An 18,016-nucleotide genomic window follows, 5' to 3' on the forward strand; every position below is an offset into this window, starting at 1 on the left:
TACTATTTGTAGGGGTTTTACAACATGAGAATATCATAAAAACGCACGCGTTTTTATAGATGAAAGGCGGAAAGTTATGGAAAAATCTAAGCAGACCATGGAGTTATATGTCCAGTCTAATCAAGCGCTCGATTTGGCTCAGAAACATCAAGTTCAATTACTGATCGGTGAACGTAAGTTTACGTTACAATCTGATCTGGTAAATAAAGGGAATCAAGTCGCCGCCTTAAGACAATTTCTAATTCCTTCATTGCTTGTCACCGCAATCTTTTTCTTCTTCCTCATTAGAGGTCAACAAATGATTGCCTTGACCGGTGATTTTTCGATTTCAAGTACGGTCACTTCACTAGGTGTCATAAGTGGTGTTTTATCCTTTGCTTACTATTTTGTTCACTAGAAGAAAAAAGGCCACGCCAATTTAGAACAAATATTCTGGCGGAATTTCCCGACAATTCTTATTTCATTTACCATCATTCTTTTACTTACACTACTGTTTTCATTTTATTTACTTTCAAGCGTTTTCGTCAATCTTTCCTTGGATCTTTATTTATCTACCTTAAAATTTCTTATAATAAAAGCAAGAATTATCTATTTAGTATTTACGTAATGTTGTCGGGTCTCTTCTTTAGCTAATTTTGCTATAAACTTAATAAGTTACTGTGTCAGCTAATTCAATCGTTATGGCATAAACTTCTTCAACATATTCAAAAATCTGAGGTTCAACATCATAATAATTATATTCATATACAAATTCATTCATTGTATTCAACGCTCCACCTTCTGTCAAATAGAAAATACCCAGAACCGCTTTATCCTTTTCAAATTCAACTTTATCATAAAACTGACCTTTCAATACGAACTCCATCTTATGAGGACTATCCACTTCTGTTGGGTAGAACTTTGAATAAAGATTGTAAATAGAGTGGTCTTCTAGGGAAGCATTCGGTCTAAATATTATTTGCGGAGAATAAGTTAAATCAAAAGACATCAGAGTATCTTTCCCTTCGACTTTCTGGGACAGTATTTCATCCTCTTCCCATACGCCTTCAGGAGTTAATCTTTCAAAATTAACGTGTAATGTTTGAGGATAGCTGTTTAAAATTATGTTGTAAATTGTTGGTTTGTAACGCACCATATCCATGATGACTTGTTGCTCTTCTGTCAATTGTATTTTTTCAAAAGTATCACGATCACTAGCTAAAACTGGTTTATTCACAAAAAGACTGGAGACTACCATCAATAGAGTGATCATACGTTTCTTAGTAATCATACATCTCATCCCTTTTCTATAAATTCCTATAAAGGATATGCATCCTATATAGTTATATTATATAATATAACTACATATATGAAAGGGGTTTTACCATTACCCAAGATTATTTAGTCAGTTGATGGATTGGACCTCGCAGAAATAACTCAAGGAAAGGTAAGAAGAGTCATGGAACATAGAGTGTTAAGTTATGGGTCTTTAAATATTGACCGTGTCTATTCAGTTCCGCACATGGTACGTCCTGGTGAAACTATGTCATCCACGGCTTACAATGAATATGTCGGAGGTAAAGGACTGAACCAATCAATTGCGCTAGCGCGTTCAGGGATGAAAGTGTATCATGCCGGAGCGGTTGGGTCAGATGGTGAAGTTTTGCTCGAAACGTTGAAAGAAGATCAAATAAATATAGAATTCGTTAAACGAACACAAGAAAAGAGTGGTCATGCGATTATTCAAGTAGATGATAGTGGACAGAATAGTATTCTTCTTTTTTCGGGAGCGAATTTTTCAATACTTGAAGAGGATGTTGAAGGTGTCTTTGATCATTTTGAAAGTGGGGATATTCTTCTGATTCAAAATGAAATAAATTGTCTTAAGCAGATTATTGATTTAGCGGATAAAAAGGGCATGAGGATATTTTTTAATCCTTCGCCTTTTAATGAGGATATCTTTAATTTACCTTTAGAAAAAATTGATTGGTTTTTACTTAATGAAATTGAGGCGCAACAGATTACTCAAATGGAAGTAAGGGATGACGATTTATTGGTATCAATTCTGAAAGAACACTTTCCTCAAGCCAATTTTGTGATTACTTTGGGTGAACAAGGAAGTATGTGTTCAATGGGGGATAAACTATATCGTCAATCAATTTATCCAACAGAAGTAGTGGATACAACCGGTGCAGGTGATACTTTTACGGGCTATTTTATTTCCTCTTTATTGGAAACTGGTGCGTTGGATAAAGCGCTTGATGTCGCAAGTAAGGCCTCGTCTATCTCTGTATCAAGAAAGGGAGCTTCTTCTTCAATACCATACAAAGAAGAAGTTAAGAATGATTAATATCCAGAAGATTTTGGAAGTATCAATGCTTGATGCATTGGTACTTCTTATTTATGACGATAGTAAATCACTTGATTAAATGAGGGAGATTGAATGACTAAGCAAAATGATGAATCCTAAATTGATGCGATGATTATTGGGGAACCTACTAGTAATCAATTATGTCTATCACATAAAGGTGCGCTTTGGTTTAAAGTGACGACATCAGGCAAAATACGGTTCCATGCCAGAACTGGGATTAATGCAATAGAGCGAATGCTTGAGCTGATACCCAAATTGAAGAACTTGTTAAATGAAATGATCGAACACGTTGATATACTAGGTGAAACTACATGGTCCATAAATCGCATGGAAGGTGGAGAGTCTACTAACATTGTTCCCGATTTTTGTTCTGTGGAAGTTGATATGCGAATTCTTCCGAATCAGAATATAGAGCACTTAAGACAAAAAATTAAGAATACTATTGAAGAAGACTTTTCAAAAGAACTTGGCTTTGCTCGTAAATTTGAGGTGCTTAATGAAAAACCACCATTATCTACGAATAAATCCAATGATTTTGTTGAATTAACAAGTAATGTATTAACTGATTATACTGGGAAGGAAACAAAAGCAGGTGAAACGAAACTTGCACATACAACCAATGAAAGTGTCTTAATACAAGAATTTTACGATGCAATTGACATTTACTCACACCTTATTAATCGTTATTTCAGCTGAAAATAAATTATGAGAGATATACCATTATAATTTTCGTCAAATACAATGAGTTCGCAAGTCAGAGTTATGTTAGGGGTCTGACAAGATAGGAACTTAGTATGATGAAGTTTCGGATGTCTTGAAAGCAGCCAAAGCTATATTCAGAATAAATCAGTAAAATAATATCCAGGCTTCAACTACTTATTTAAAGTCGCCCATATTATCATTAAAGATAATAATTATCTAAATTAATAAAATCCTTAAAATGGGCAAAATGCTTTTACAAGTGTTTTTGCCCATTGATGTTATCGTCTTAATTTGCGCTACTTAAATGAGTCTTCAAGAACATAAAATAATAACACTAAATAAATTTGTAAGGATTCAAGTTAAGAGCGCGATAGATGAATCAGACAGACAATTAATTCAGTTACATGAAAATAACAAGAAATATTGTATCGTTAATTTAAGAATGTTGTATTTCTTACTTTCCATTGTTCTAACTTAATCCCAACCCAAAAACCATAGATACCTAAAGTAATGATCGTTAATAACAACCATTTAATCCATTGGGTAAATAAAGACACTGCCGTCCCATTAAATTTAAGTCTTCTTCCTTCAATGGTAGTGTGGTTGATTTTCCAACCGTAAACTAAGCATAAGGCCCAAGGGAAGCAAATACCGAAAGTAATTGCAGTGATGAAGTATCCTATAATCGATAGAACGATTAATTCAAATAAGCCGCCATCGAATTCGCTAGTGTTTAGATTCATTTATACACCTCTTTTTTTATCTTTACATAGTATACTATATTTGTATGATGGTATACTACGTTTGTGTGATGAATTGATAGAGAAGGAATCTCTTGAGTAATGAACAAGAGTGAAGGCTGGCGGATAATTATGAGTGTGAATAATGTGTTTTTTTCAATAAATGTATTGGCTCCATTTTTAAGCAGTAATTTTAGTTAGTTTACGCTCATAATCTTTACGAAATATTATATAATAATGGGTCATTTTTTATGCAAAGCTATGTTAATATATTGACTAGATATTTTGAAAATCAGGAGTCTATACAACTAGAAGGAGTGTATGTATCTTCTAAATAGATAGTAAAAGGAGTGTTAAAATGGAAATAACTAAAAAGCCAATGAGAATTGTCCCAATACTATCGTTCATCGTCGCTTTTGCGATGATATTATTCTCGTGGTGGTTCCTGGAATCGCCGATTATGGTTAGTTTAACAGAGTATGTGACGGCAGAACTAGATGCGATGAGGGAGATTGTCATTCAATTAACGGCTATATCGACGATTAGTTCAACGGCTTTAACATTATTACCTGGTGATGTAGCAACGCCTTTGGCAGAAAACTTGGCAGATATTTCAGACTATTTATTAATTGTCTTTGCGGCATTATGGTTACAGAAATATCTCTTTTCTTCGATGGGTATCATTGTATTGAAATACTTAATACCAGCTGGGATGTCGCTTATCATCGCTGCAGGTGTCCTGGATTTGTTCAACCTTAGTCCAAATCTATCCGACAAAATACGATATTTTGGAAAGAGAATTGCTTTCTTTGGGACAATTGTTTTCTTAGTCGTACCAACGACACTATTTATTACGAGCCAAATTGAGGATACGTATCAAACGACAATTAACCAAACGATTGAACAAGCGAACCAAGTGCAAACTGAACTATCAGATGAAGCGGTTGAACAAGACGCGAATCAAGAAGAAACAACCAATGATAACTTTCTCGGTCAAGTGTCTGATTTTGTTACAGACGGTGTTGATAGTGTTGTTGATTTCACGACAGGTGCGATTGAACACGTAACGTCAGTGGTGTCTGATTTACCAGATAAATTTATGATCACATTGAATAATTTGATTGATTCGGTTGCGGTTTTAATTGTTGTAAATTGTATTGCGCCGCTATTGGTATTCTCTTTCTTAATCTGGGTTGTTAAGATGATTTTCCAACTCGATTTAAGTCCAAGTTCGAATACTCTGCCTAAATTTAGACCTATTGTTTCGGCAGTTAGAAAGAGAACATTTTCATTAAAAAAGAAATAAATGAGTATCTAATGAAATCAAACTTAAGATAAATACGCACAGAGCACCAAAGCAGTAGTGACTTGCTTAGGGATTCTGTGCATTTTTTTATATAAGGGACTATAAGATTTGTGATGATATCTCAAGCTTGATGCTTCCTCAACTAATTAATTTCCAAGACGGTGGCCGCATGCGAATCGTTACACTTGTGAGGGCTTTTCTAGCCCAATCGGCTAGGCCTATCTAATTTGCTAAGTTGCATTTAATATTCCAATGAAAGTCACGTCGTAATAGTTAATTAAACTTGCTAAATAGAATTTAAGGGTCTCGTACAAGTCCAAGATTATTTTTTTTGATCTAACAGCTATAGAAAACGATAGTTAATGTTTTCAATGGCTTTATTAATCGTGAGCTTGGTGTTAGGGTTGATTGTAGTTGGGGATGGTCGTATTGGGAAAAAATCGGTAAAGGAAGAAGAAATAGAATTAGCCCGAAAACAATTAACGACCTATCAGTTATTTATCATAGATAATGGGGCATGTTTGGCAAAGTAAAATAAGGGGGGCTTTGTCTCTTTATGATTTAATCAGAAGCGTGAAGCTTAATCATAAACCCTTTCATCATGGAGTTAATTGTCTATTCAATAAAATAATACAGATTGAACAGTTAGGTGAAACAGTAAAAAAACAGAAGAAATAGCATAAAAGAGGTGTCAAGATAGGTTGGATATAAAACAGTTTCTGATATAATGATTTATGCAAAGCACAATAATGCCTATTTAACCTTGTTAAATCAATGTTTTTGGAATTGGTTTGAATTGGGGAAGGTTAACGATGGGGAAAATTATTTTGTTTATAATTTATTAGGGGGATTATTACAATGACAGTTGGTAAGACAAAAGTTAGTACAGCTTCTTTAAAAGTAATGGCAGATTGGGGTATTGAAACAATTTACGGTATTCCATCAGGTACTTTAGCTCCATTAATGGAAGCTTTAGGTGAACAAGAAGAAACAAACATTGAATTTCTTCAAGTTAAGCACGAAGAAGTTGCTGCAAAAGCAGCTGTAATGCAATGGAAATTTGGTGGTAAAATTGGTGTTTGTGTGGGATCTGGTGGACCTGGTGCGTCTCACTTAATCAACGGTCTTTACGATGCAGCTATGGATAACACGCCAGTATTAGCTATCTTAGGATCTCGTCCACTAAAAGAATTAAACATGGATGCATTCCAAGAATTAAACCAAAACCCAATGTTTGCGAACATTGCAGTTTACAACCGTCGTGTTGCTTACGCTGAACAATTACCTAAATTAGTTGACGAAGCAATCCGTACTGCTATCGCTAAACGTGGGGTTGCTGTATTAGAAGTTCCTGGAGACTTTGGTTTCCACGAAATGGATAACGATGCATTTTACTCTTCAGCTAAAAGCTTCCGTGATTATACATCTTCACCAATTAACGAAGCTGATATCGACGCAGCAGTTGAAGTGTTAAATAACTCTAAACGTCCTGTAATTTATGCAGGTGTTGGGACTATGGGACACGGTCCTGCAGTAACAGAATTATCTCGCTTAATCAAAGCACCAGTCATTGTAACTGGTAAAAACTACGAGACTTTCGAATATGATTTTGAAGCGCTAGCTGGTTCTACTTACCGTGTTGGTTGGAAACCTGCTAACGAGACAATCAAAGAAGCTGACACAGTTATCTTTATTGGATCAAACTTCCCGTTTGCTGAAGTAGATAAAACATTCGAAAACATTGAAAAATTCATCCAAATTGACAACAACCCAGTAATGCTAGGTAAACGTCACAATGCTGATGTTGCAATTCTTGGAGATGCTGGTGAAGCAGTTCATTCATTATTAGCTAAAGTTACTCCAGTTGAAGAATCAGCTTGGTGGAACGCTAACTTGAAAAACATTCAAAACTGGCGTGAGTACATGACGAAATTAGAAACAAAAGAAAGTGGCGCTTTACAACTTTATCAAGTGTACAATGCAATCAACAAGTATGCTGATGAAGATGCAATCTACTCAATTGACGTTGGTAACTCAACTCAAACATCTATTCGTCACTTACACATGACTCCTAAAAACATGTGGAGAACTTCTCCATTGTTTGCATCAATGGGTATTGCATTACCTGGTGGTATCGCAGCTAAGAAAGTTTACCCAGAACGTCAAGCATGGAACTTAGCTGGTGACGGTGCGTTCTCAATGAACTACCAAGATATCGTTACAAACGTACGTTACGATTTACCAGTTATCAACGTAGTATTCACAAACACTGAGTATGGTTTCATTAAGAATAAATACGAAGATACAAACGCAAACACGTTTGGTACTGAATTTACAGACGTTGACTACGCTAAGATTGCTGAAGCACAAGGTGCAGTTGGTTTCACAGTAAGTCGTATCGAAGACATGGACCAAGTAATGGCTGACGCTGTTAAAGCTTACAAAGAAGGTAAAACTGTTGTTATTGATGCTAAAATTACTAAAGATCGTCCAATTCCAGTTGAAACATTGAAATTAGACCCAACATTGTACTCTGCAGAAGAAATCGCAGCTTACAAAGAAAAATATGAAGCAGAAGAATTAGTACCATTCAGCGAATTCTTAAAAGCTGAAGGTTTAACTTCTAAAGTAGCTAAATAATTTTCTGGATTAACAGATTAATTAATAAAGACGAGTCGCTTATTATAGTGACTCGTCTTTTTATTTCATTATAAGTTTTATGTCGATTTAGCAAACGTTATACTTTGCTCAGCTACGTTGGGTATTCCAACAAAAGTAAAGCTATATATCAAGTTAAAACTGCTAAAAAGAATTTAGAGACCTTGGACTCGATGGAGGATATCGTTTATATGAAATTCACAATGTGCGTATTGTTTAGTATTTTGCTATGCTTAGGGTGTTTAGGGGGAGAGTTTGATGAAATTTTATATCGCATCGAGTTTCGGCAATGTTGAACAGGTACGAACGTTGTCGCGTCAATTGACATTAAAGGGCTGGACTCATACGTATGATTGGACTCAATATGGTAGGGCGGATAGTTTAGAAAAATTGGCAGAGTTGGGTTCGTTAGAGGTGAATGCAGTGAAGGCTGCAGATGTCTTGGTGATTTTATTGCCTGCGGGTAAGGGAAGTCATACTGAATTTGGAATTGCGTTAGGGCTTGGAAAGACGATTTATTTGTATTCACCAACTAATCACATTTATGACTGTGATCAGCCGAGTACTTTTTATCATGTAGAGGGTGTTCATAAATTTGCGGGTGAGTTTGAAGATTTTATAAAGTATTTATTAGAAGAATTATAAATTCAGGGCTCGCTGTTAATCGGTGAGCTTTTTTATAGTCGCAACAAGAGTGTATCATCAGTACGATTATTGATATAATCAGGATAAGAAAGCAAGGAAATTTGAGTGCCTACTTGTTGCGGCTTGCTTTTCGTCACAACATCAGACAGAATACAATAAACTACTTATAAATGAGGAAACTATTATGAATATTATCATGCGCTTTGCTTTAAAAATTCTTTCTTCTCCCAAAATTAATATGCGAGAATGGTATAAACGTATTCGTAGAGTTCAAGATATGTTTGCGGGCAGAGTTGAGAATAAGTATGAATTTCTAGATTGGCGTTACTACGCTAAGGATGGTACGCATAAAATTCCAATTCGAATTTTCCAGCCGGATAAGAAATCGAGTGACGAATTGTTGGTGTTTATACATGGTGGTGGCTGGGTACTTGGGAATGTCGATACTTATACGAAGGATTGCATAAAATTAGCGAATAGAACGGGACGGATTGTCTTGGCAGTTGATTATTCAAAGGCTCCGGAGTATCCTTTTCCAGCAGGTTTTAATGATGTCTATCAAGTCACGAATGATTTAATGACGGGCCTCAAGACCAAAGACCTTTTGGGAGCCAAAGAATTAGTTTTGATTGGTAATTCAGCGGGTGCTAACTTGGTGGCTGCAGTTTCATTAAGGTTACGAGATGAAGGTAAGGAAATTCCTAAGAAACAAATTTTAATTAATCCAGTGACTTATTGGGTGCATGATGAGAGTTCGCCTTTTAAAAGTGTGCATGAGAATGCGACGGGTTATGGGCTAACGGCTAAGAAAATGCAAGAATATATGGCGATGTATGAACCAGATGTTGAAGAACGAAAGTCGCCTTATGTTGCACCGGTTATGGCTGATAATTTTTCAGATCAACCGGAGACGTTGATTCTTGTTTCTGAATTTGATCCACTACGCGATGAAGGTGTTATGTATGGGCATCTCTTGCAAGAGGCGGGGAATTCGGTTGAGATATTCGAAGCAACTAATACGGTTCATGACTATATTTTTGGGCCGCTGAGTAATCAAATTGTTGAAGACTCCTATGAACTAATGAAGAGATTTTTAGAAAATCGCTTGAAAGGTAGTGAGGAATATGACGAAGTGGGAAGCAAGAAATCATAAAAAATGGGTTAAATTGGATTATGCTTCTAACATTTTTCTTGCAGCAATGACACATCGGGATACGAAAGTGTTCCGACTGAGTGCTGAGGTAACAGAAATGGTGGATCCCGAGCTGTTACAAGCTGCTTTAGAAAAAGTCTATGACCAATACAGGCTTTACCACAGTGTCTTGCGCCGAGGTTTCTTTTGGTATTATTTAGAAGAGGGGGATTTGAGACCTCAAGTAATGGCAGATACCTCTTCATCTTGTCGCACGATTTATCACTTTGACCGTAAGGAATTACTCTTTCGCGTGCTGTATTTGAACAAACGAATTAGTTTAGAGGTGTTTCATGTTCTATCTGATGGCACAGGTGCGATGTGGTTTTTCCAAGATTTAATGCGTGAATATTTATTGTTAAAGCACCCTGAAATTCAAAGTGATCAGCTTGAGTCTTCGACTTATATTCATGAAACTTCAAGTGAAGATAGCTTTGCCCGTCATTTCAGACGTAGTGAGCAACGAAGTTTTTCGAATGCGGCACAGTCGGCTTTACGTGGCTTTGGTGAAGTGGGGACCAGGGTGAAGAACGTGCTTTTCCCAATCGCTAAAAGAGGTAAAGAAAAAGTCTATCGCTATAAAGGGACTTACACACCAGATAATCGTCCCCGTGTCGTGGAATTAGAAATGCCAGTAAAAGCTATTATTAGTCAGGCGAAGCAATTAAATGTTTCGGTTACGGTTTATTTAACTGCTTTATTTATTAAATCTTTACGTGATAGCGTGACAGATTTTGAAGGAGATGAACGGATTGCGGTGTCAGTGCCGATAAATTTACGACAATTTTTCCCATCGACTTCAGCTCGGAATTTTTTTTCGGTCACTAATATTGGCTATACGTATAAAAAGGATCGAGAGAATAGTTTACAAGAAATTTGTCAGGAACTAAAAGCTGAAATTGATCCGCAACTTGAAAAAGAACATTTAGAGGGTTGGTTAAAACAGCTCGTTTATTTTGAGTATATGCCGATTAGTCGAATTATTTTGCGTCCGATTAAAGATTTCGGTTTGAAAATTATCAATTATTTCAGTAACCGCAAGATCACGATTGCGATTTCTAATTTAGGGCGTGTTAGTTTTTCTCACCAGATTGATCAATTAGTAAAAGAAGTGTTTTTCCATACAATTGCAGTGAGACCTCAATTTTGTACGATTAGTCATAATGATGTGATGACGATTACGTTCACATCTCCTTTTATAGAAACCGATATTTTTCAAATTTTTGCTCGTCATTTAACGAATCTCGATATTCCGGTTATCACAACGGTAAATAAAGTAACGGATGCGGAATTGGGGGTGGTTGCTAATGCGTCAGTGTGATCAGTGCCGTATCGCTATAAAAGGCGATTGGGCAACGTGTCCTTTGTGCCATCAACCCCTGGATCAAACAACTGAAGTGACATCAAGTTCATATCCAGATGTGCCACTTCAATTTAACAACCAAAGGATTATGAAGTGGTTGGTTTGGTTATCTATATTGATTATTGTCGTTATTTTTGCGATTGCGTTTATTTGGCGAGGCGAAATTCGCTTGTTTGAAGGCGCGGTTTTAGGCATTGGAACGATTTGGTTGATTGTTTTAATTATTCTGAGAAAAAGACGAAATCTATCAAAGAGTGTGTTGTATTTACTTGTAAGTCTATCCTTAATCAGCGTTTATTTGGATTATCTGTTAGGTTGGCAAGGTTGGTCGCTTACGTATACTATTCCGATTTTTTGTAGTTCTTCTCTATTAGGAATGTTTATATCAATCAAATTAGTCAGAATGAAGCCTGGTGATTACATTCTTTATTTGGCTGCTGCAGATTTACTAGGTTTGGTACCAGCTGTGTTTCTTATTTTTGGTTGGGTGACGGTAACGGCGCCTGCCTGGGCATCGGTTTTGTTAAGTACTTCAATGTTGTTTTTTATTATCGTCTTTCGTTGGCAGGTTATACGCCGAGAATTGAAAAAAAGAACCTTTATTTGATGGTTTGATAAGTAATGATAAGCCCCAACATTTACCTTTTGGTGTGTTGGGGTATTTTGGCAATAATGTGGTAAGCGTTTAAATTGACTGGTATATTATGATTTGCTAATATGATTCTAAGTTTCAATTTGTGGTTGTTAACTTGAAAGAAACTTATTACTAAGAACAAGCAGAGGGGGAAATTAAATGTTGATGTGTAACTGTATGGGCATGTGTATGTGTTGTCATCAGAATACTCGTGTGGACAGTTATCATCGAATGCGGTCTTTTTCTGTTAAATGGTCAATGTAATGGATGCCATAAATGATTCAGTTTTCCTGTAGGGAGCTGTAGCTTTTTCAGTAAAACCAAATAGAGTGTATAGCTGTGCATGAGAAATGATACTCATGTGCTTTTTTTATGCTTTTTAAAAGAAAGGGAGTTTTTGTATGGAAAAATTGAAGCAATTCAAGAAGCCGAATTTAATGACGCAAGTTTTAATCGGTGCAGTTCTAGGTATTATTGTGGGACGTTTTGTACCACAGCTTGGTTTAGAAGCTGAGTTTTTAGGTAGTCTGTTTATGAATATGATTCAGATGGTGATTGTGCCACTGATTTTCCCGTTAATCGTTTTGGCCATTGTTGAAATGAGTCAGGCGCAACGCTTTGGTGGATTAGCGATCAAATCCTTTATTTACTTTTTCGGCGTGACAACCGCTTTGATTGTGCTGACTTTAGCGATTGATGCTGTAAGTGGAGTCGGGAGTGTTTTCTACAACTGTATGAGCGCTTTATCTCATACAAGTGGCCATCGTTATGCACCTGAATTAACAGATGATTTATTACACAGGTTAGAGAGTAGCTGAGCAAAAGTAGCTAACGGGACGATGCCATCGGGATTGGAATGAGTAATTTAAAGCGGCTGGAAAAATGAATTGTTTCCTACGTCTGGTCTAGTTGTAGACCCGTCAAGCAAATTCAAGATTAGAGAGAATGGTTTACCTCAAGCACAAATCGTATTTTTAGAAGCTTTTTTGAAGAAGTAAAGAATTGACGTTGTAGCCATTGGGTTTATTGATACTCCTGACCTCATTGTTGCATTTATGATGTGAGTAAGAATACGAACTACAATTTTGATGCTGAACAAGCTGCAGTGAAGTTCGCAATGCTAGAATTGATATTTAAAAGCAGAACTTGATCAAATCTAAAATTTAATCTTATCCCTCGTTAACTGTGTGTTGAAGTTGATGAGGGAGTTTTCGTAATATAAGGGATTACAACTTTAGGGTGAATTAATAGCATCTGTGCTTCGTTTATCGCAGTAGTTTTCCAAGTAGGTGGTCGCTTTCAATGATTTATTGGAGTTCGTAATATTCATAGTTTTCTAGCTAAATCGGCTAGGCTTTGTCTAATTAGCTGTGCTCATAGTCAGAGCAGCTACGCCGATTGCCCAATATATATCGGTACCGCTTTGGTAAGCAACAATATAGCGCAACGCTTGGTATCCCAACAAGAGTATCGTTATATTATCAAGTTAAAATTGCTAAGCGGAATTTAAGGGACTTGGACAAAGTTCAGGATTTTCTTATTAATATTGTTGTGGGCTGATTGCTGTGGGAAAAGATGAAGTATCTATACTGGGATAACGGATTTATGATGAATTATAAAATCTTGTTGTAAACGTATTTTTTTTTTGATATGATGGGCATAGATATTTAAACAGATGGATTGTTACTGGTGAAGCAGGCTATACCACTTTTAAATAGTTAGACAACATTATTGTGTTTTCTTTACTATTAGAGAGGGGGAAGTATGCTTATTTTTTTTCTAATGAAATGAGTGATGTAGATGAAAGTAGAAAAAATCATTAATAACAACTTGGTTAAGTCGCGTAATCAGCAAAACCAAGAACTCATCATTATGGGTAAAGGGATCGGCTTCAAGAAAGAAATTGGTTCCGATATTGACGAGGCATTAATTAACCAAATATATGTTAGTGAAGACGGTCGCTCATCTAATCAATTAGCTGAGATACTCGCTTCAGTTCCACTAGAAATTATTCAGCTTACGAATGAAATTGTTGCCTTTGCCCGAGCTTCTTTAGGGAAGCGACTGAGTGATAATATTTACTTAACATTGACTGATCATGTTAGTTTTGCGATTGAGCGATATCGTGATGGAATCAATCTACAGAATGCGCTGTTGTGGGAAATTAAACGATTCTACAATCATGAATACTTGATTGGTAAAGAAGCTTTAGCCATCATCCAACAAAGATTGGGCGTGGAGCTGCCGGAAGACGAGGCAGGTTTTATTGCGCTTCACTTTGTTAATGCTACCATGGATTCTCCAGGCATTGAAAAGACAGCCGAGTTAGCCAAAACCGTTCAGAATATTTTGAATATTGTGAAGTATCACTTTAATATTGAACTCAATGAATACTCCCTGCATTATGAGCGCTTTGTCACACATTTGAAATTCTTCGTTCAACGGATTATTAGTGGAACGAAGATAAAAGATGATGATGACGGCTTTATGCTAGCTTTGAAAGAGCGTTACGCTGAAGAGTATAAATGTGCAATAAAAATTGAACAATTTATTTTAAAAGAATTTGGTCGCACCCTGACCGACAATGAAGTCATCTATTTGACGATTCATATTCGAAGAGTCATTAATTAAATAACCCTAAGGATTGTTACTATTCAATTAGGCTATACCCAAGTAAAAGCAGCAACTTAATCTAACAAGTTGAGCGTTTATTTGGGTATTTTTATATACAAAATAGGAAAAGAGGAATTATGATGGATTATAAAAATTTAGGTAAAACAATTTTAGATAATGTAGGTGGAGAGGAGAATGTGAATGAATTAATCCACTGTGCCACTCGTTTACGTTTCAAATTAGCTGATACGACTAAGGCGAATACAGAGACGTTAAAGAATACACCAGGAGTTGTAGGTGTTGTGAATAAAGGTGGACAGTACCAAGTTATCATTGGTAGCGATGTACCAAAAGTATATCGTAGTATCCACGACCAAAGTAATTTAGAAGGTAAAAGCGGTCCTTCTGAAGGAGATGAGAATCAGACGAAATTTGAGAAAGTAATTGCGATGATCTCAGGGATTTTCACTCCTATTTTGCCAGTTATTACGGCTGCGGGTTTAATTAAAGCTGTTTTATCAATCTTAACTGTGTTTAATATTGTTCAAAATACGGATATGAACTATCAAGTATTAAATTTCATTGGTGATGCAGGCTTCTATTTCTTGCCTGTATTTCTAGGGGGAACGGCTGCGAGACAATTTAAGGCCAATCCTTATCTTGGAATGTTAATTGGGGCAACTTTCCTCCATCCAACCTTTACAGGTATGGTCAATGTGGCTAAGGAAACAGGAGAAGCGATTAGTTTCTTTGGTCTGCCGATATCAGCAGTAAGTTACTCCTCTTCAGTAATTCCGGTGATTTTATCGGTCTGGTTATTGAGTTATGTTGAACGTTTTGCTGATAGAATCTCACCAAAATCGGTTAAGTTCTTTACAGTGCCATTAATTTCAACGTTATTTACAAGTATTGTTGCTTTGACGCTATTAGGACCAATTGGCTCAGTCGTAGGTAACTATTTAGCAGACTTTTTCCGTTGGTTAGAAACTTTTGGTAGTTGGGTTGTTCCAACGGTTGTAGGAACTTTTTCACCTTGGTTAGTTATGACTGGAACTCATTATGGATTGGTATCTATTGGTATTAATAACCGTGCTACACTTGGATATGATACTGTAGCATCAAACGGTATGTTGGCTTCTAATGTGGCACAAGGCGGGGCTGCTTTAGCAATCGCAGTTAAAACGAAAGACGTCAACAAGAAAGCAATGGCTTCTTCAGCAGGTGTTACGGCCATTATGGGTATTACTGAACCAGCATTATTTGGGATAACTTTACAGAATAAAGCGGCTATGATTGGTACAATGGTCGCTGGGGGTGTCGGTGGTTTCATAATGGGAATCTTTGGCGCAAGAAACTATGCTGGAGGTTCACCAGGTTTATTAAGTTTAGGTTCATATATTGGTGAAGATACGCTTCATTCTTTATATGTGGCGGCAGCCACTTTAGTTACCTCTGTTATATTATCATTTGTGATAACATTTATTTTATATAAAGAAGATGAAACCATCGAAACAACAACTGGTGAGCAAGATGTAGTGCCAGTTCAAACAACTGCTGACTCTGAAAATTTAACAGAAACAGTGGTGGCACCGATGACAGGTCAAATTGTAGCGCTAGAGGAAGTGGAAGACCCAACCTTTGCACAAGCTATTTTAGGGCAAGGCATCGCTATTAAACCTACAGATGGACTTGTGAAGTCACCAATCAAAGGTGAGATTGTAACTATCTTTGAAACGAAACATGCGATTGGCTTGAAAACAGACAGTGGTTTAGAGTTGCTGATTCATATTGGAATTGATACAGTGCAATTAAAAGGTGAACACTTCACCCAATTAGCCAAGAATGGTCAACGTGTTGAGATAGGTACGCCTCTTGTTCAAGTTGACTTAGCTGCAATTGAAGCAGCGGGGTATGATACAATCACGCCAATCGTCGTAACGAATACGATGGATTATGCTGGCGTGTTACCCACAGGAGAAGGTTTAGTTAATACGGGAGATGCGGTAATCAAGGTTATAAAATAAAAATTAGGAGGAAAACGAATGAGCAGATTAAAAGAAAATTTTTTGTGGGGCGGTGCAACTGCAGCTAACCAAGCAGAGGGTGGTTATTTATCAGGTGGCAAAGGATTAGGAACAGTTGATGTGATTCCACAGGGAAATTATCGATTTGACATCATGCAAGGTAAGTTAGATTATAGAGATTTACCAGAGGGGCTACATTATCCATCACATAAAGCAATTGATATGTACAGTCATATAAAAGAAGATGTTAAATTAATGGCAGAGATGGGCTTTAAAGCTTATCGATTCTCAGTGTCGTGGGCCCGCATCTTTCCAACTGGAGAAGAAGCGCAACCAAATGAAGAAGGTTTGGCTTTTTATGAAACGTTGATAGATGAATTACTTGCGCATAATATTGAACCTATTATTACGATTTGCCACTTTGATGTGCCATTGTATTTATATAATGAATATGGTTCGTGGAAAAATCGAAAAATGGTCGACTTCTACGCAAAATATGCCAAAACATTATTCGAACGTTTCAATGGTAAAGTTACTTATTGGATGACGTTCAATGAAATCAATATGTTATTACATTTACCATTTATGGGAGCTGGGATAGCCTTTGAAGAAGGTGAAAATGAACAGCAAGTATTATACCAAGCTGCTCACCATGAATTAGTAGCTTCAGCTTTAGTCACCAAAATAGCCAAAGAAATCAATCCGAATTTCCAAATCGGCTGTATGATTGCAGCGGGTCAATATTACGCCCAAACGAGTCATCCAGATGATGTGTTAGCTGCCGCTCAAAAGAATCAGGATAACTTCTTCTTTATTGATGTTCAATCACGTGGTGAATATCCAACATATGCAAAAAGTTTTATGGAACGCGAAGGAATTGTTCTAGCTATGGAAGAAGGCGACGAAGATTTATTAAGAGAAAACACAGTCGATTACATTGGTTTTAGCTACTATTCTTCTCGTATGGTAGGAACTCTAAATCAAGATACGAGCATGACGAGTGGCAATGTCTTTCCAACATTGCGTAACCCTTACTTGAAAGCAAGTGAATGGGGTTGGCAAATTGATCCAGTTGGCTTACGCATTACCATGAACGCTCTGTATGATCGTTATCAAAAACCACTGTTTATTGTAGAAAATGGTCTAGGTGCCAATGATGTCGTTGAAGCAGATGGCTCTATCCAAGATGATTACCGCATTGACTACTTATCGCAACATATTAATGAGATGATTAAAGCAGTAGAGTTAGATGGAGTTGATTTAATTGGTTATACTCCGTGGGGTTGGATTGATATCGTGAGCGCGTCATCAGGAGAAATGAAAAAACGTTATGGCTTTGTCTATGTTGACTTAGATAATGATGGTAACGGCACTTTAGCACGCAGCAAGAAAAAATCTTTCGATTGGTATAAGGAAGTCATCGCCTCTAATGGTGAAAGTGTAAGGAAGTAGTCGTTTTAGAGAAGCAAGACCAGTATATAGAGAAAAGCGCCGTGGAAGAAGTTAAAGCTTTCTCACGGCGTTTTTACTGATAAATATTTCTATTAGAAAAGGGACTGTAAAATTTTGAATGTTGGTAGCAGTAAAAAGTCAGAGTGAATTTTCACTTTGGCTTTTATCAGACTGCCTACCGATAAAAATTTTTAAACGCGCCTTCTTTATCAGGACTGTATGTTGGTGGAATGACCGACTGCTGACGAGTATATTCGTATCTGAGTCATAAATATACAAAGTTCTTAAAAGAATAAGTGATAGAATAGACAAATATTTACTGAGAAAGAATTAAATC

At 36.6% G+C, this 18,016-nt stretch carries 15 protein-coding genes; 13 read left to right on the top strand and 2 right to left on the bottom strand.

The annotated features are described in order from the left end of the window. Nucleotides 1–76 precede the first annotated feature (76 nt). On the top strand, nt 77–397 hold the full coding sequence (locus GF867_RS00810) for a hypothetical protein (RefSeq protein WP_153831219.1): 321 nt from the start codon (nt 77–79) through the stop codon (nt 395–397). 249 nt (nt 398–646) lie between these two features. Here the strand turns inward: GF867_RS00810 and GF867_RS00815 are convergent, their stop codons facing one another. Continuing rightward, nucleotides 647–1,270 carry a hypothetical protein gene (locus GF867_RS00815; protein WP_153831220.1) on the bottom strand — a complete coding sequence of 208 codons (624 nt, stop codon included), beginning with the start codon at nt 1,268–1,270 and terminating at the stop codon, nt 647–649. Nucleotides 1,271–1,438: 168 nt separating this feature from the next. Here GF867_RS00815 and GF867_RS00820 point away from each other — a divergent pair, with 168 nt between their 5' ends. Both GF867_RS00820 and GF867_RS00825 read left to right on the top strand, forming a co-directional pair. Then, a complete protein-coding gene (locus tag GF867_RS00820) occupies nt 1,439–2,329 on the top strand; it encodes a ribokinase (protein ID WP_153831221.1) in 891 nt (296 codons plus the stop codon). 129 nt (nt 2,330–2,458) lie between these two features. Further along, nucleotides 2,459–3,046: a M20 family metallopeptidase gene (locus GF867_RS00825; RefSeq protein WP_153831222.1), complete on the top strand. Its 588-nt coding sequence runs from the start codon at nt 2,459–2,461 to the stop codon at nt 3,044–3,046. 437 nt (nt 3,047–3,483) lie between these two features. On the opposite strand, the gene GF867_RS00830 is transcribed toward GF867_RS00825, so the two are convergent. Then, nucleotides 3,484–3,795: a DUF898 family protein gene (locus GF867_RS00830; protein WP_153831223.1), complete on the bottom strand. Its 312-nt coding sequence runs from the start codon at nt 3,793–3,795 to the stop codon at nt 3,484–3,486. Between the two features lie 355 nt (nt 3,796–4,150). On the opposite strand from GF867_RS00830, the gene GF867_RS00835 reads away from it, so the two are divergent. From GF867_RS00835 to GF867_RS00880, 10 genes are all read left to right on the top strand, one after another. Further along, nucleotides 4,151–5,098 carry a hypothetical protein gene (locus GF867_RS00835; protein ID WP_153831224.1) on the top strand — a complete coding sequence of 316 codons (948 nt, stop codon included), beginning with the start codon at nt 4,151–4,153 and terminating at the stop codon, nt 5,096–5,098. A gap of 858 nt (nt 5,099–5,956) precedes the next feature. Beyond that, a complete protein-coding gene (gene spxB, locus GF867_RS00840) occupies nt 5,957–7,738 on the top strand; it encodes a pyruvate oxidase (protein WP_153831225.1) in 1,782 nt (593 codons plus the stop codon). A 276-nt stretch (nt 7,739–8,014) separates the two neighbouring features. Further along, nucleotides 8,015–8,401, top strand: a complete 387-nt coding sequence (locus GF867_RS00845; RefSeq protein ID WP_216650241.1) for a group-specific protein — start codon at nt 8,015–8,017, stop codon at nt 8,399–8,401. Between the two features lie 184 nt (nt 8,402–8,585). Further along, nucleotides 8,586–9,554 carry an alpha/beta hydrolase gene (locus GF867_RS00850; RefSeq protein ID WP_153831227.1) on the top strand — a complete coding sequence of 323 codons (969 nt, stop codon included), beginning with the start codon at nt 8,586–8,588 and terminating at the stop codon, nt 9,552–9,554. Further along, the gene (locus tag GF867_RS00855) at nt 9,526–10,914 is read left to right on the top strand and encodes a condensation domain-containing protein (protein WP_153831228.1); all 1,389 of its coding nucleotides are present in this window, start codon (nt 9,526–9,528) and stop codon (nt 10,912–10,914) included. Before GF867_RS00850 ends, GF867_RS00855 begins: the two co-directional genes overlap by 29 nt. Next, nucleotides 10,901–11,563 carry a DUF6320 domain-containing protein gene (locus tag GF867_RS00860; protein WP_153831229.1) on the top strand — a complete coding sequence of 221 codons (663 nt, stop codon included), beginning with the start codon at nt 10,901–10,903 and terminating at the stop codon, nt 11,561–11,563. The genes GF867_RS00855 and GF867_RS00860 overlap by 14 nt, the downstream gene beginning before the upstream one ends. Nucleotides 11,564–11,991: 428 nt before the next feature. Next, entirely contained in the window at nt 11,992–12,408 is a 417-nt protein-coding gene (locus GF867_RS00865) for a cation:dicarboxylate symporter family transporter (RefSeq protein WP_216650242.1), read from the top strand. A gap of 982 nt (nt 12,409–13,390) precedes the next feature. Continuing rightward, nucleotides 13,391–14,221, top strand: a complete 831-nt coding sequence (licT, locus tag GF867_RS00870; protein ID WP_153831230.1) for a BglG family transcription antiterminator LicT — start codon at nt 13,391–13,393, stop codon at nt 14,219–14,221. Between the two features lie 122 nt (nt 14,222–14,343). Beyond that, nucleotides 14,344–16,227: a beta-glucoside-specific PTS transporter subunit IIABC gene (locus tag GF867_RS00875; protein ID WP_153831231.1), complete on the top strand. Its 1,884-nt coding sequence runs from the start codon at nt 14,344–14,346 to the stop codon at nt 16,225–16,227. Between the two features lie 18 nt (nt 16,228–16,245). Then, nucleotides 16,246–17,679, top strand: a complete 1,434-nt coding sequence (locus GF867_RS00880) for a 6-phospho-beta-glucosidase (protein WP_153831232.1) — start codon at nt 16,246–16,248, stop codon at nt 17,677–17,679. The last annotated feature ends 337 nt before the right edge of the window (nt 17,680–18,016 follow it).

It is taken from the genome of Fundicoccus ignavus (assembly GCF_009659375.1).
Taxonomy (GTDB): Bacteria; Bacillota; Bacilli; order Lactobacillales; family Aerococcaceae; genus Fundicoccus; species Fundicoccus ignavus.

Bases quoted from the DNA above. Each gene is read 5' to 3' on its own strand.
- GF867_RS00810 (WP_153831219.1), top strand. From the start codon at position 77: ATGGAAAAATCTAAGCAGACCATGGAGTTATATGTCCAGTCTAATCAA.
- GF867_RS00815 (WP_153831220.1), bottom strand. From the start codon at position 1,270: ATGATTACTAAGAAACGTATGATCACTCTATTGATGGTAGTCTCCAGT.
- GF867_RS00820 (WP_153831221.1), top strand. From the start codon at position 1,439: ATGGAACATAGAGTGTTAAGTTATGGGTCTTTAAATATTGACCGTGTC.
- GF867_RS00825 (WP_153831222.1), top strand. From the start codon at position 2,459: ATGATTATTGGGGAACCTACTAGTAATCAATTATGTCTATCACATAAA.
- GF867_RS00830 (WP_153831223.1), bottom strand. From the start codon at position 3,795: ATGAATCTAAACACTAGCGAATTCGATGGCGGCTTATTTGAATTAATC.
- GF867_RS00835 (WP_153831224.1), top strand. From the start codon at position 4,151: ATGGAAATAACTAAAAAGCCAATGAGAATTGTCCCAATACTATCGTTC.
- spxB (WP_153831225.1), top strand. From the start codon at position 5,957: ATGACAGTTGGTAAGACAAAAGTTAGTACAGCTTCTTTAAAAGTAATG.
- GF867_RS00845 (WP_216650241.1), top strand. From the start codon at position 8,015: ATGAAATTTTATATCGCATCGAGTTTCGGCAATGTTGAACAGGTACGA.
- GF867_RS00850 (WP_153831227.1), top strand. From the start codon at position 8,586: ATGAATATTATCATGCGCTTTGCTTTAAAAATTCTTTCTTCTCCCAAA.
- GF867_RS00855 (WP_153831228.1), top strand. From the start codon at position 9,526: ATGACGAAGTGGGAAGCAAGAAATCATAAAAAATGGGTTAAATTGGAT.
- GF867_RS00860 (WP_153831229.1), top strand. From the start codon at position 10,901: ATGCGTCAGTGTGATCAGTGCCGTATCGCTATAAAAGGCGATTGGGCA.
- GF867_RS00865 (WP_216650242.1), top strand. From the start codon at position 11,992: ATGGAAAAATTGAAGCAATTCAAGAAGCCGAATTTAATGACGCAAGTT.
- licT (WP_153831230.1), top strand. From the start codon at position 13,391: ATGAAAGTAGAAAAAATCATTAATAACAACTTGGTTAAGTCGCGTAAT.
- GF867_RS00875 (WP_153831231.1), top strand. From the start codon at position 14,344: ATGGATTATAAAAATTTAGGTAAAACAATTTTAGATAATGTAGGTGGA.
- GF867_RS00880 (WP_153831232.1), top strand. From the start codon at position 16,246: ATGAGCAGATTAAAAGAAAATTTTTTGTGGGGCGGTGCAACTGCAGCT.